This is a genomic window from Xanthobacter pollutisoli (genome assembly GCF_040044995.1).
Classification (GTDB): Bacteria; Pseudomonadota; Alphaproteobacteria; order Rhizobiales; family Xanthobacteraceae; genus Xanthobacter.
The window spans coordinates 20,040-33,336 of the sequence record NZ_JBDZDP010000007.1 but is presented as its reverse complement, the minus strand read 5'-3'; the positions used below and the strand labels follow the sequence as shown (position 1 = coordinate 33,336).

Sequence of the window (13,297 nt, the reverse complement as noted above, 5' to 3'; positions counted from 1 at the left end):
TCACGCCTCCTGCTTGCGCAGGATGAGGTACGCGAGGGCGAGCAGCGCCGGCCAGAAGGCGAAGGTGGCGGCCACGAAGGGCAGAAGCTCGAAGAAGCCGAGCCCCTTGGTGAAGGCGCCGACGCTGACGCGCATGAAATAGGTGGTGGGAAAGAAGGTGCCCAGCACCCAAGCGCCGCCTTCCAGCGTCGCCACCGGCTGCATCATGCCGGAGAATTGGGAGGCGGGCATCATGGTGCCGATGGCGGTGCCGAACAGGGCGGCGACCTGCGTGTTCGTCAGGGTGGAGGAGACCAGCCCGATGGCGGTGGTGGCGAGCACATAAGCGAGGGCACCGAGGGCGAGGCCGAGGAACGAGCCCTTCAGCGGCACCCCGAACAGGAACAGCGCCATCAGCGTCATGATGCCGAAATTGAAGAAGGCCAGCACCACGTAGGGCGCCTGCTTGCCCAGCAGGAATTCCAGCTTGGTTACCGGCGTGACGTAGAGATTGGTGATGGAGCCCAGCTCCTTTTCCGTCACCACGCCGAGGGCGGTGAGGATGGCGGGGATGAAGATGAGCATGAGCGCGATGGTGGCCGGCACCATGGCGTCGAGGCTGCGGAACGACTGGTTGTAGCGATAGCGCATCTCCAGCGTCGCGAAGGTGGAGAGGGTGCGGCCCGCGGCCTCGGCGGCATCGGCGAGGAATTGCAGGTGGACCGCCTCCACATAGCCCTTGATGGTTTCGGCGCGGAACGGCATGGCGCCGTCGATGGTCACCAGCACCTCGGTGGGCCGGCCGGCGTTGAGGTCGGCGCCGAACTCCGGCGGCAGCTCGATGGCGAAGGCGATGGCGTTGGACTTCAGCCGCCGGTCGAGGTCGGCGGGGTCGGCAAGGGGCGGCTGGACGCGGAAATAGGGCGAGTGGGCGAAGCCGTCCACATAGGCGCGGCTCTGCGGGGACTGGTCGCGGTCGAGCACGGCGAAGCGCAGCTTGTCCACGTCCAGGGTGATGCCGTAGCCGAAGATGATCATCAGGAAGGCGGTGCCCAGCAGGGCGAAGGCGAGGCGCACCGGATCGCGCTTCAGCTCCAGCGCCTCGCGCCAGGCATAGGCGCCGAGGCGGCGTGGCGAGAAGCCGGCAGGGCGGCCCTGCGCGCGGTCCGCAGCCGGCGGCAGGCGCACGTCGGCTCCCACCGCGCGGCCACCCATCTCCATGTAGGCAACGAAGGCCTCCTCCAGGCTCGGCGCCTTCTGCGCGTCCTTCAGCGCCTGCGGCGTTCCGGTGGCGATCACCTTGCCGGCGTGCATGAAGGAGATGCGATCGCAGCGCTCCGCCTCGCCCATGAAATGGGTGGAGACGAAGAGGGTGACGCCCTCCTCGCGCGACAGGCGCTGGAGATGGTCCCAGAAATTGTCCCGCGCGACCGGGTCGACGCCCGAGGTGGGCTCGTCGAGGATCAGCATCTCCGGCCGGTGCAGCACCGCCACGGCCAGAGACAGGCGCTGGCGCACGCCGAGGGGCAGGCCGTCGGCGAGGTCGTCGAGATGGGCGGCAAGGTCGAAGGTCGCCACCAGCTCGGCGATCCGGGCCCGCGCGGCGTCCTCGGGCAGGGAGAACAGGCGGGCGTGCAGCTCCAGATTCTGCCGCACCGTCAGCTCGCCATAGAGCGAGAAGGCCTGCGACATGTAGCCGACCCGTCGGCGGGTCTCGATGTCGTCGGGGTCCACCGGCACGCCGAACAGCAGGGCCTCGCCCGACGTCGCCGGGAGAAGGCCCGTCAGCATCTTCATGGTGGTGGACTTGCCGCAGCCGTTGGAGCCGAGGAAGCCGAAGATCTCGCCGCGGCGGATGGTGAAGCTCACATGGTCCACCGCCACGAAGTCGCCGAAGGCGCGGGTCAGGCCGCGCGCCTCGATGGCGACGGGCGCGTCCGGTGGGATGGCGGCGGGCGTTCCTGCGCCCGCGCCGTCGCCGCGCCGGCCGTCCGGCAGCAGCGAGATGAAGGCGCGCTCGAGGCTCGGCTGGCCGGTGGCGGCGAGCAGGTCCGCCGGGCTGCCGTCGGCGAGGATGCGGCCGGCATCCATCATCACCACCCGGGCGAAGCGCGCCGCCTCCTCCATGTCGGCGGTGGCGACCACGAGCGTCAGCTTCGGCCGTCCGGCGCGGATGGTCTCGACGAAGTCCCAGAACTGCCGGCGCGACAGCGGGTCGACGCCGGTGGTGGGCTCGTCCAGCAGCAGCAGGTCCGGGTGGTGCACCAAAGCGCAGCACAGGCCGAGCTTCTGCTTCATGCCGCCGGAGAGCTTGCGCATGAGGCGGTCGGCGAAGGGGTCGAGCCCGGTGGCGGCGAGCAGCGGCGCGACGCGCGGCCCGTCCACCGCCGCTTCCTCGCCGAACAGCCGGGCGAAGAATGCGATGTTCTCGGCCACCGAGAGGTTGGGATAGAGGTTGCGCCCGAGGCCCTGCGGCATGAAGGCGATGCGCGGCTGCACCGCCTCGCGCGCGGCGCGGCCGGCAAAATCGGCGCCGAGCACCTCCACTCTCCCGGCCTGGATGCGCTTCGCCCCGGAGACGAGGCCGAGCAGCGTGGACTTGCCCACCCCGTCCGGCCCCACGAGGGCCACGGAGGCGCCTTCGGCCACCACGAGGTCCACCCCGTCCAGCGCCACGGTCCGCCGGTAGCGGTGGCGGATGGCGGAGAGGCGGAGTGCGGCGGGCGGCGCCGGCTGCGGCTCGCGCGCGTCCGCGGTCATTTCGCCGGGGCGTCCTTGGCGGGCTCCTTGGCGGGCTCCTTGGCGTTGGTCGGGTCCGCCCCTTCCGCCTGCCGCACCAGATCGGACTGCAGCCAGGCGGGCCATGGCGCCGCCGGATCGAGCCGCACGTAGCCGACGCCGGTGATGCCGGTCTTCACCTGCTCCAGATGCTGCTCCACCAGCTGGCGGGCGACCCGCAGCTTGACGCGGAACATCATGCGGTCGCGCTCGCGCTGGGTCTCCACCTGCTTCGGGGTGAACTGCGCCCGCGCCGAGACGAAGGAGACGGCGGCCGGAATGGCGCGGTCGGGCAACGGCTCCAGCAGCAGGCGCGCCGCGGCGCCGATGCCGATGCGCCCCGCGTCGGCGGCGGGCAGAAAGATGGTCATGTACACGTCGGAGAGGTCGATGAGGGTCAGCACCTTGCCGCCAGCCGCGAGCACCTCGCCCGGCTCCGCGAGGCGGTAGATGACCCGGCCGGACTTGGGCGCGACAAGGGTGCCGTCCGCCACCATGCGCGTCAGCCGCTCCACCTCCGCCTCCGCCGCGCGGATGGCGCTCTCGCTCGCCGCGAGGCTCGACTGGGCGGCGGCCAGCGCCGCGGCGGCGGTGAGCTTCGTGGTGCGATACTGGTCCACCTTCTGCTCGGTGGCGAAGCCCTTGGCCACCAGCGTCTCCTGCCGCTCCAGCTCCTTGGCCGCGAGGTCGAGCTCGCCCTTGCGCTGCTCGACCACATGGGTGGCGGTGTCGCGCGACTGGCGGGCCTGCGCCGCCTGGGCCTCGGCGGTGCGCAGGGCGGCGGTGGTCTCGGCCACGTCCATGTGCGCCACCACCTGCCCCTGCTGCACGAAGTCGCCTTCCTCGGCCAGCACGTCGAGCACGCGGCCGGCCGCCTTGGTGGCCACATCCACCTGCGTCGCCTCGATGCGCCCGTTGCCCTGCGCGAAGCCGGCCGGCAGCGCCCGGCTGCGCTGCGCCAGATGCCAGGCGCCGGCGCCGCCCGCGGCCGCCACGGCGGCGATCACGGCGAGGATGGCGAGGGAGCGCTTCATGGCAGACCTTCCGGGCGGGCAGCATGCCCCGCGCGGTGCCGGAACGGCATGCGGCGCCCGCGGGGCATCGGGAACACGTCAGTCGGTCACCTTACCGCGGTGCAGCACGGCCACGTTGATCAAGGTCAAGCGGCCCAACTCAGCTCTTGTCCACCGCCGTCTGCAAGGCCATGGCGCCGGCCGGATTGCGCACCTTCGCGCCACTGATGAGATAGATGAAGACGTCGCGCGCCGGCGCCTCCGCCGACGCCTTCCCGGCGGCCGCCTTACCCTTGGCGGCGGCCTTGCCGGCCGACTTGCCGCCCTCGCCTGCCGCCGCCTGATCGAGCGGCGCGAGCCCGTCGGGCATGGTCCCCTTGGCCCAGGCCTGGCCGGCCTTGGCCCAGCGGGCGATGCCGGCGGCGGAATAGCCGGTCGTCACTTTCTCCTGCGTCTGCTGGAGGCGGGCATAGGTGAAGTCGGCGGTGAGATCGGGGATGGCGGGATAGGTCTCGTGGTCGGCGAAGACGACGGCGACCTCGTGCCGGCGGGCGAGCGCGACGAATTCCGGCACGGCGAAGGAGGGGTGCCGCACCTCCAGCGCGTGGCGCAGAGTCACTCCGTCGTGCGCCTTCGGGAGGAGAGCGAGGAAGGCTGCGAAATCGTCCGGGTCGAACGCCTTGGTGGCGGCGAACTGCCAGTTGATGGGACCGAGCCGATCACCCAGCTCGACGATGCCGGACGAGATGAACTTGCCGATGCTCTCCTGCGCCTCGGCCAGCACCTTGCGATGGGTGACGTAGCGCGTCGCCTTCAGCGCGAAGACGAAGCCGTCCGGCACCTGCCGCGCCCAGTCGGCGCAGGATTTGGCGCTCGGGGTGCGGTAGAAGGTGCCGTTGATCTCGATGGTGGCGAGATGCGTGGCGGCGTAGGCCAGCTCCTTCGCCTGGCTGAGGCCCTCCGGATAGAAGACGCCGCGCCAGGGCTCGAACGTCCAGCCGCCGATGCCGACCCTTATGGCCATGTGCTGCTCCTGAGGCGCCGGCCCCTCACGGCAGGGGCAGGACGTGGGAATATTTGACCTGCTCCAGCGCGAAGGAGCTCTCGATGGAGGCGATGCCGTCGAGCCGCGTGAGTTTCTCCTTCAGGAAGCGCTCATAGGCGTCGAGGTCCGCCGCCACCACCCGCAACAGGTAGTCGCGCGGGCCGGTCATCAGATAGCATTCCAGCACCTCCGGCCAGCCCCGGATAGCGGCGGAAAAGGCGTCCAGCGCCTCCTCCTGCTGGCGTTCCAGCTTGATGGAGACGAACACGCTCACCGGCAGGCCGGCGCGGCGCTGGTCCAGCACCGCCACATAGCGCGAGATGAGTCCGTCCTCCTCCAGCGCCTTCACGCGCCGGAGGCAGGGGGAGGGGGAGAGGCCGACCTCCCCGGACAGCTCGGCGATGCTCTTGCGCCCGTCCTGCTGGAGGGCTGCGAGAATCTTCCGGTCGATGGCGTCGAGGCGCACGATATCGCTCCCTGGGGGGTAATTGCCGACAGCTTATTGCGCATAACGGGTCTCTGTCAGTCGTATTCGACCGGAAGTTTCGAGCGTTCGGCGCTAGACTTGGCGTCGACTTGACGCGCCCGCCAGAAGGCGCAGCGCCAGCGCCCCGAGGACACCATGGGACAAACGCCGCTCCGCCCCGCCCCCGCCGCCCTCCGCGCGCCCTCCGCGCCGCCGAGCCCGGACGATCTCGCCGTCATGGCCGAGCTGGAAAAGAAGGTGCTGTGGCTCGCGAGCTACATGATCCACAACGCCAATCACCTGCGCCCCGGCGCGGACGGGCTGAAGGTCGGCGGCCACCAAGCGTCCTCCGCCTCGCTCTGCGCCATCCTGTGCGCGCTGTATTTCCATGTGCTGCGGCCGGAAGACCGGGTGGCGGTGAAGCCCCACGCGAGCCCCATCTTCCACGCCATCCAGTATCTGTTCGGCCGCCAAAGCCGGGAGCGGCTGGAGAATTTCCGCGGCTTCAAGGGGGCGCAATCCTATCCCTCGCGCACCAAGGACGCCGACGACGTGGACTTCTCCACCGGCTCGGTGGGCCTAGGCGTCGCGCAGACCCTCTTCGCCAGCCTGGCACAGGACTATGTCCACGCCCACGGCCTCGCCGGTGACCGCCCCAAGGGCCGCATGATCGCGCTGGTCGGCGACGCCGAGCTCGATGAGGGCAACGTCTTCGAGGCGCTGCTGGAGGGCTGGAAGCACGAGGTGCGCAACACCTGGTGGATCATCGACTACAACCGCCAGAGCCTCGACGGCGTGGTGCGCGAAGGGCTCTACGAGCGCTTCACCGGCATCTTCGAGGCCATGGGCTGGCAGGTGGTCGTGCTGAAGTACGGCACGCTGCAGCAGGCCGCCTTCGCCGAGCCCGGCGGGGATGCGCTGAAGCGCTGGATCGACGCCTGCCCCAATGCCGAATATTCCGCCCTCACCTTCCAGGGCGGGGCGGCCTGGCGCAAGCGCCTGATGGACGATCTCGGCGACCAGGGCGCCGTCTCCGCCCTCATCGCCCGGCGCTCGGACGCCGAGCTTTCGGCGCTCATGACCAATCTCGGCGGCCACGACATCGCCGCCCTCATCGCCGCCTTCGACGCCATCGACCACGACCGGCCCGTGGCCTTCCTCTGCTACACGGTGAAGGGCTTCGGCCTGCCCCTCGCGGGCCACAAGGACAACCACGCCGGCCTCATGACTCCCGCCCAGATGGAGGCGCTGCGCGCCGGCATGCGGGTGGGCGAGGGCCGCGAATGGGAGCCCTTCGAGGGCCTCGCGCGGCCCGAGCGGGAGGTGCAGGCCTTCCTCGACCGGGTGCCCTTCTTCCGCGCCGGGCCGCGCCGCTACAGCGCGCCGGCGCTCGCGGTGCCGCCCATCGCCCCGCCGCCCAACGCCACCCTTTCCACCCAGGCCGGCTTCGGTCTCATCCTGCAGGATCTCGCCAAGGGCGGCGGCGCGCTGGCGGACCGCATCGTCACCACCTCGCCCGACGTCACCGTCTCCACCAATCTCGGGCCATGGGTGAACCGGCGCGGCCTGTTCGCCCATGCGGAGCTCGCCGACGTGTTCCGCCGCGAGCGCATTCCCTCCACCTTCGCCTGGGAATTCTCGCCCAAGGGCCAGCACGTGGAACTGGGCATCGCCGAGATGAACCTGTTCCTCACCCTTTCCGCCTTCGGCCTCAGCCATTCCCTGTTCGGGGCGCGGCTGGTGCCGGTGGGCACGCTCTACGACCCCTTCATCTGCCGCGGCCTCGATGCCCTGAACTATGCCTGCTACCAGGACGCCCGCTTCATTCTGGTGGCGACGCCCTCGGGCATCACGCTGGCGCCGGAGGGCGGGGCGCACCAGTCCATCTCCACCCCGCTCATCGGCATGGCACAGGACGGCCTCGCCGCCTTCGAGCCGGCCTTCGTGGACGAACTGGCGGTGCTGATGGAATTTGCCTTCGACTACGTCCAGCGCGACGGCGACGGCACCGCCGACGAGCGCAACTGGCTGCGCGACGAGACCGGCGGCTCGCTCTACTTCCGCCTCTCCACCCGGCCGCTGGAGCAGCCGAAGCGGGTGTTTTCGGAAGCGCAGAAGCGCGCCATCGTGGATGGTGCCTACTGGCTGCGCGAGCCCGGCCCCAATTGCGACGTGGTGATCGCGGTGCAAGGCGCCCTGACGCCGGAAGCCATCGACGCGGTGGCGCTGATCGCCGAGGACCGGCGCGACGTGGGGCTCCTGGCCGTGACCTCCGCCGACCGCCTCAACGCCGGCTGGACCGCCGCCGCCCGCGCGCGCGAGCGCGGCTTCGCCGGCGCGCAGAGCCATGTGGAGCGGCTGCTCGCGCCGTTGCCGCGCCATTGCGGCATCGTCACGCTCATCGACGGCCACCCGGCGACCCTGGGCTGGCTCGGCGCCGTGGCGGGGCACCGGGTTCGGGCGCTGGGGGTGGAGCATTTCGGCCAGACCGGAAGCCTCGCCGACCTCTACGCCTATTACGGCCTCGACACCCCCGCCATCGTCGCCGCGGCGCAGGCCGTCTCCCCCGGCCGCCCCATGCGCCACCTCAAGGCGGTGTAGCGCGCTTGGTAGCAAGCCGCCGGGCCATCCCTCGATGCCCCAGCCTTCGCAAGAGCCGTCTTGTCCTCGTGGCGCGGCTCCGCTAGAAGCGCATGACCACACGCCCCGGCGCCCGCGCCGGGCTCTGCGGAGAGGTGGCAGAGTGGTCGAATGCACCGCACTCGAAATGCGGCATACGGGCAACCGTATCGGGGGTTCGAATCCCTCTCTCTCCGCCAGTTTCATCAGCTAATCACCTGAAAATAAAGCGATAATTGATGCTGTGCGAAATCGTGCCCCAGCATCTGCCCTAGCACGTGCGTTAGCTCGTGGTGGTCTGTGGTGGACACAAGCGGGATTTGCCGGGATCGCGCGGGAAGAGAGGGGACGGCGATGGTCGCCGCCCTGCCCGGGCGCTTCGGAGCGTCAGGCCGCTTTGGCTTTCGCCGGCTTCAGCGCCTTGGTCAGATGCTTTCGGACCCGCTCGGCGAGTTCGTGTTGCACCGCTGGCGCGAGAATGAAGTTGCGGCCGGCCATGGCCTCATCCCATGCTTCGGCGAAGTCGAAATTGTCCATCGCCTGAAGCAGCGCGCCACCAGCATCCCTCCAGTGGACGTTTCCGCCGAGGACTTCACAAAGGGCCTCCACCACTGTGGCCCGCACCCAGCCGGGGTTGCCGTCTCCGTTTTGCGTGATGCACTGAAGCGCGGTGATGAGCGTCTCCCTGCCATGGGCGTCAAGGCATCTCCGTAGCGCTCCGACGGCCTGCGTCTGCCCCTTCCTCATCTTCGCTTGGACCAGATTGCGCCGGTGATGAACACTTCAGCCGCGGCGCACACCTCCGCAAGTTCCTTCGCCTGCGAGTCGCCCGCCATCAGCCGCGCATGGAACAGCTGCTGGGGCGTCGTCTTTGTGACGTGCCCGTTCACGGCAGCGAACGCCTCGGCCTGCTTGGCCCGATCCGCCTGAACCACCTAGCATGGCACGCTCTCGATGCCGCGGAGCATGGCGGCAGTCGTGCGGTGCTGTCCATCTACGACGGCAAAACGTCCGCCCTCCACAGGCGCCACTATGACGGGCGCAAACTTCGACCAATCGAAGTTCTCAGAGATCCGGCGGACGTTGGAGACGCCCCGACGGCTCATTTCCCGTTGGTACTCCGGATCGACAACGAGCTTTTGGACCGAGAACCCTTCCGTTGAAAGCTCTTTGAGCATTGATCCCTCCTTTGCCGCGCGGGAAGCAGGCTCTGAAGGGCGAGGCGAGTCATGCTGTGGAGGCGAGATATCCCCGGCATCCCGAGCCGCAGCGCACACGCTTCAGCGGCGATAGGCGAGGCACCGGCGCGCAGGTGCCGCGATTGGGGCGTTGCGCTCCGCCGGAAATTCTGCCGCACCTCAACCTCCGTTCTTAATCCGACCTACGGCGCAGGGCTGCCACGGGAGCCTTGCAGGAACTGCATGCCGTTTTCCCAGGCGGGCCGCTATAGAAGTCTCGCCAACGACGGCCGCCGGACTTCGACCACACCACATCATGAACGTTCCTGCGGGCATTGCCCTGCAAATCAGCGCGACTTTCTTCTTCGCCATCATGTCTGCGCTCGCGCGGGTGTTGGCCGAGGACGTGCCGAGCGGCCAGATCGTTTTCTTCCGCAGTGCCTTCGGCCTGCTTCCGCTCGTTCCCTGGCTTTTGTGGACCGGTCGCCTCACGAGCGCGCTGGTGACGCGCCAGCCGTTCGGTCATGTGGTTCGCGGCCTAGTGGGGGTCACCGCGATGTGGTTTAGCTTCGCCGCCCTTGCCTTTATCCCGCTCGCGGAGGCAGTCGCATTCACCTACACCACGCCAATGGTGGCGGTCATTCTCGCCGCAATTCTGCTGGGCGAGCGGGTGCCCGCCTTTCGATGGTTCGTACTGTGTATCGGCTTCAGCGGAGTGATCCTCATGCTCTGGCCGTCCTTATCCCATGCATCTCTGGGAGTGGGGAACGGCCCGATCATCGGCGCCGGATGGCGCTGGCAGGGGCGATCGGGGCCGGCTTCGCCATCACCCAGGTGCGCCACCTGACGCGTAGCGAGACGGCGGAGGCCATTGTGTTCTATTTTTCCCTGGTCGCCTCGCTGGCTGGCCTCGCCACGCTGCCGTTCGGCTGGGTCAAGCCCGACCCCCAAACTGGCGCCATCCTCGTAGGACTGGGTGTTGCCGGAGGACTCGGCCAAATCTGCATGACGACGGCAACTCGCTACGCGCCTGCCTCGGTGGTGGCTCCCCTGAACTATGCGACCTTACTATGGGCGACCCTCTTCGGCGTTCTGGCGTTGGGCGAATGGCCGGACGGGCTAGTGCTGCTCGGCGCAGCCGTGGTGGTCGCCGCAGGCCTGGCGCTCGTGGTAAAAGAACACCGCTTCAAGAAGCGGAAGTAGGGTGAGGCAAAGTGTTCACCCTGCACTCGGTACAGGTTCTTCGGGCAGCTTTTGATTTTGCCAAACGCCCGGGTCAGTGCCACACCAACCGATCTCGAGGTGTGAAGCGTCCGACCATCCACCTACAAACACAAGCGCGACAATTGGGCTCGTTACCGCGCCTTCCACATAAGCGCCAGCAGGCAGGCAGCCTCGAGCACCAGCAATGTCCATAGGACCACAATCGAACTATTCATGCGGCACCCTCCTCGCGACAAAAAACAGGCGAGGCAGCCTTTTGTTTCGCGCCGCGACAAACTTGATAAATGCACTGACGGCTGCCCTGGTTGGCAGCTCGGACCTGGGCCAGTCCACCGATGGAAAATATGTAGCCACGTCTTCACCTTGACGACTGGCTTCAATCCCAAGGTGCAGCTACCCTCTCACTGCTTTCCCCGTTAACTTTCGCCGGGGAAATGTAGCCGGATGGCTGGCTTCACCGCCGGCCATCCGGTTCTCCGCAGCGAGCCCTTAATGTGCTATGCAGCATCTGCTGCCTTACACGCCATGTCGGGTAGCATGGACCCGGGCGTGGCCGCGAACTGTCGCCCGGGTCCCCTTTGGCCTTCGAGTTTGTGCGCCGAGCCTAGCCGCGGTCCCCTGTCTTGAGGTGCGCAAGCCCTCACGCATGACCAGCGGCCATCACGAACGTTCGGATGGCCGTGCAGATGGCTTCAAAGTCGTCGGCATCGGGGCTCGGGCCTCCGCCATAGCCGTCGTGATCCGTGAGCATGTCGAGATAGGCCAAAAGCCCGGCGCGCGTCGTGGGCGTAGTGTTCAGAAAATCCCACCACGCATCCGCGTCGGCATCGCAGGCCGCGTTGTATCGCTCCTCAATTTCGTCACCCTCCGGTGAGGACGCACAGAACGAGACGCCGCGCTCGGAGCACCGCGCCTCGTGCTCCTCCTGGATCTTGAGCACAGCGTTGAACGCCGAGCGCTTCGCCCGGAACTCGGCGATAGCCGCGAACACGGGATCGGAGACGGGAGCGGCCGAAATCACCGCAGCCGTTGCCCCGAGGGAGAGCGCGGCAGCTCCGAGGAGGGCGCCACGGCGGGAGAGGGGGCGAGGCTCACGCATGGGCCACCTCCCCCCCCATGTGATAGGCGCGGACGGTCGCGAGAATGGGGCGGACCTCCTCTTCGGGAATGGCGCCCTCCCAGGTGCCGGGAGCCCACACGAGGGCGAGCCACGCTTGCATTCCCTCCTTGGTAGTCGGGACCGTGCGCACGGTGCGGCGCAGTGCGGCCGAATAGGCCGAACAGGAGCCCATCACCTCGGCATCCGTCTCGGCAGCGATATGGCCCGCGGAATGCTCCACATCGAGCTTGCGGTAGAGGCGAGCGCGCTCCTGCCGGGCGCTGCGGACAGCCGCGAGTGCGGCGAACACCGGGTCGGCTTCCGCGGCTTCGACCTTCGGGAGGACGACGACCGGGGCCGCCAGCGCGGCGACGGTGCCGAGGGCAGCGCCGGCCTTGAGGAAGGCGCGGCGGGAGGATGCAGGCATAGGGGCGGCGTTTGCCGCCGCGGTGGGCTTCGGCATGGGTAGGCTCCAGGTGTGTGAGGTTCAGGAAATCGGAGGCGGTCGTGCCGCCTCGGGATCAGGTCGCCCGTTGCAACTGGCGCAGGGCCGAAGGGTCGGTGGGGTCCTCCTTCTTTTGAGACGGGGATCAGGCGATGCGAGCGAGCCGCAGGGCTTCGTCTGCGGCCCGGACCTTGGCCAGCGCTGCGGGGACACCGCCCCAGGGCACGACGGCCGTGCGGACCTTCTCGGCGAGCATGGCGTCCGTGCTGGTGAAGGCGAGCCGGTCAGCGGGACCGATCAGCCGGCCGAACTCGACGCCGTTGCGCTTGAGAACGTAGGCGGCACCATCGCGCTTCGCCGTGTAGCTGGTGGCAATGCCAGCCGCGGCCTTCTCGGTGCGCAGGATGGCTTCCACGTTGGCGACGCGCATCAGGTCGTTGGAGCGGTGCTTGCCCGCCGTCCACGACGATGGCGCGCCCGCCCGGCTGTACTTGGCGGACCGGGATCGGGCTTCGGCGAGGGCCTTTTCCAGCTTGCCGATCACCTCGGCCCGATGGGCACCGCGCGACACCACGATATAGCGCTGGAGCACCGCCCATTCCGTCACCGGGGCGTTGCGGGCCTCGTGCCAGGCCTGCCGCAGGTGGGCAGCGAAGGCCGGCCGGCTGTAGGGCGCCATCGACTGGCGCAGAAGCGACCAGGCGCGGCGCATGATTTGGGAGAGGTTGGGCATGGTGGGCGCTTTTGATTGGGTACCAACGCCATTAATCTGGCGTTAGTACCTAAGCGCTTATCTCATGTTGCTGTCAACCACAAAATTAGGTATCACACCCAATATGAGCTTGAGCACCGGAAACCAGTTGCGCGCCGCACGAGCCCTTGCAGGCGTCGAACAGAAATGGCTCGCCGACAAGTCGGGGGTCAGCATCAACACGATCCGAAATATGGAGGCGCGAGGCGCCGAACCGATCACGAGCGGCGCCATGACGGTTCGCAAGGTGCAGATTGCCCTCGAAGAAGCCGGCGTCGAGTTCCTGAACCATGGGCAGCCGGGGGTGCGGCTGAAAAACCAGGTCTGAACGTGAACAGCGGAATCAGCCCCATGCTGATGGTTGCCGTCGTCGCGCTGTTCCTTATAGGGTTCGCGACTGCCGCGGCGGCTTGCCGGCTTGCCAGCCGTCTTCGCGAGGTCGCCGAGCCGGAATGGCGCCGGCTCGGCTCGCCATTGGTCCGCCTGTTCGACCTCCGCCTTTCACCCGGAGCTTGGCGAAACCACTTCTCGACCCAGCGGCTGGTTTTCTGGGCCCTGCTGACGGAAGGCCATTCGCGCATTCATGATGCAGAATTGAGCCGATGGGTGTGCCTCGTCCGAGCGGGATGCTGGCTGCAAATCATCGCGTTGATCGGGGCAGCCTATTTTAGGCCGTGACCACCCCGCCGGCGTGATCTTC

Annotated in this window: 15 protein-coding genes and 1 tRNA gene; 6 read left to right on the top strand and 10 right to left on the bottom strand. The window is 68.3% G+C overall.

The window, feature by feature from the left end; all coding sequences use genetic code 11:
- The 4 genes from rbbA to ABLE93_RS15025 form a co-directional block, all read right to left on the bottom strand.
- Entirely contained in the window at positions 1–2,739 is a 2,739-nt protein-coding gene (rbbA, locus tag ABLE93_RS15040; protein WP_348840653.1) for a ribosome-associated ATPase/putative transporter RbbA, read from the bottom strand.
- Positions 2,736–3,791: an HlyD family secretion protein gene (locus ABLE93_RS15035; protein WP_348840652.1), complete on the bottom strand. Its 1,056-nt coding sequence runs from the start codon at positions 3,789–3,791 to the stop codon at positions 2,736–2,738. Before ABLE93_RS15035 ends, rbbA begins: the two co-directional genes overlap by 4 nt.
- 139 nt (positions 3,792–3,930) lie before the next feature.
- Positions 3,931–4,794, bottom strand: coding sequence for a DUF72 domain-containing protein (locus ABLE93_RS15030; protein WP_348840651.1), 864 nt, complete (start codon positions 4,792–4,794; stop codon positions 3,931–3,933).
- A 25-nt stretch (positions 4,795–4,819) separates the two neighbouring features.
- Positions 4,820–5,284, bottom strand: a complete 465-nt coding sequence (locus ABLE93_RS15025) for an Lrp/AsnC family transcriptional regulator (protein ID WP_348840833.1) — start codon at positions 5,282–5,284, stop codon at positions 4,820–4,822.
- Between the two features lie 234 nt (positions 5,285–5,518).
- Between ABLE93_RS15025 and ABLE93_RS15020 the strand changes: the two genes are divergently transcribed.
- Complete coding sequence (locus tag ABLE93_RS15020) at positions 5,519–7,882, top strand: thiamine pyrophosphate-binding protein (RefSeq protein ID WP_348840832.1); 2,364 nt, start codon at positions 5,519–5,521, stop codon at positions 7,880–7,882.
- A gap of 128 nt (positions 7,883–8,010) precedes the next feature.
- Positions 8,011–8,100: transfer RNA gene (locus ABLE93_RS15015), tRNA-Ser, on the top strand.
- Between the two features lie 187 nt (positions 8,101–8,287).
- On the opposite strand, the gene ABLE93_RS15010 is transcribed toward ABLE93_RS15015, so the two are convergent.
- The 3 genes from ABLE93_RS15010 to ABLE93_RS15000 form a co-directional block, all read right to left on the bottom strand.
- Positions 8,288–8,512, bottom strand: a complete 225-nt coding sequence (locus tag ABLE93_RS15010) for a hypothetical protein (protein WP_348840650.1) — start codon at positions 8,510–8,512, stop codon at positions 8,288–8,290.
- 131 nt (positions 8,513–8,643) lie between these two features.
- Complete coding sequence (locus tag ABLE93_RS15005; RefSeq protein WP_348840649.1) at positions 8,644–8,835, bottom strand: hypothetical protein; 192 nt, start codon at positions 8,833–8,835, stop codon at positions 8,644–8,646.
- Positions 8,836–9,078: a ParB N-terminal domain-containing protein gene (locus tag ABLE93_RS15000; RefSeq protein WP_348840648.1), complete on the bottom strand. Its 243-nt coding sequence runs from the start codon at positions 9,076–9,078 to the stop codon at positions 8,836–8,838.
- A gap of 316 nt (positions 9,079–9,394) precedes the next feature.
- On the opposite strand from ABLE93_RS15000, the gene ABLE93_RS14995 reads away from it, so the two are divergent.
- Both ABLE93_RS14995 and ABLE93_RS14990 read left to right on the top strand, forming a co-directional pair.
- Entirely contained in the window at positions 9,395–9,925 is a 531-nt protein-coding gene (locus ABLE93_RS14995; RefSeq protein WP_348840647.1) for a DMT family transporter, read from the top strand.
- Positions 9,868–10,281: an EamA family transporter gene (locus ABLE93_RS14990; RefSeq protein ID WP_348840646.1), complete on the top strand. Its 414-nt coding sequence runs from the start codon at positions 9,868–9,870 to the stop codon at positions 10,279–10,281. Before ABLE93_RS14995 ends, ABLE93_RS14990 begins: the two co-directional genes overlap by 58 nt.
- 661 nt (positions 10,282–10,942) lie before the next feature.
- On the opposite strand, the gene ABLE93_RS14985 is transcribed toward ABLE93_RS14990, so the two are convergent.
- The 3 genes from ABLE93_RS14985 to ABLE93_RS14975 form a co-directional block, all read right to left on the bottom strand.
- Positions 10,943–11,401 carry a hypothetical protein gene (locus tag ABLE93_RS14985; protein WP_348840645.1) on the bottom strand — a complete coding sequence of 153 codons (459 nt, stop codon included), beginning with the start codon at positions 11,399–11,401 and terminating at the stop codon, positions 10,943–10,945.
- Positions 11,394–11,864, bottom strand: a complete 471-nt coding sequence (locus tag ABLE93_RS14980) for a twin-arginine translocation signal domain-containing protein (RefSeq protein WP_348840644.1) — start codon at positions 11,862–11,864, stop codon at positions 11,394–11,396. The genes ABLE93_RS14985 and ABLE93_RS14980 overlap by 8 nt, the downstream gene beginning before the upstream one ends.
- A 127-nt stretch (positions 11,865–11,991) precedes the next feature.
- Positions 11,992–12,579 carry a hypothetical protein gene (locus ABLE93_RS14975; RefSeq protein WP_348840643.1) on the bottom strand — a complete coding sequence of 196 codons (588 nt, stop codon included), beginning with the start codon at positions 12,577–12,579 and terminating at the stop codon, positions 11,992–11,994.
- A 103-nt stretch (positions 12,580–12,682) separates the two neighbouring features.
- Between ABLE93_RS14975 and ABLE93_RS14970 the strand changes: the two genes are divergently transcribed.
- Both ABLE93_RS14970 and ABLE93_RS14965 read left to right on the top strand, forming a co-directional pair.
- Entirely contained in the window at positions 12,683–12,925 is a 243-nt protein-coding gene (locus ABLE93_RS14970) for a helix-turn-helix transcriptional regulator (protein ID WP_348840642.1), read from the top strand.
- Positions 12,926–12,948: 23 nt separating this feature from the next.
- The gene (locus ABLE93_RS14965; protein ID WP_348840641.1) at positions 12,949–13,275 is read left to right on the top strand and encodes a hypothetical protein; all 327 of its coding nucleotides are present in this window, start codon (positions 12,949–12,951) and stop codon (positions 13,273–13,275) included.
- The last annotated feature ends 22 nt before the right edge of the window (positions 13,276–13,297 follow it).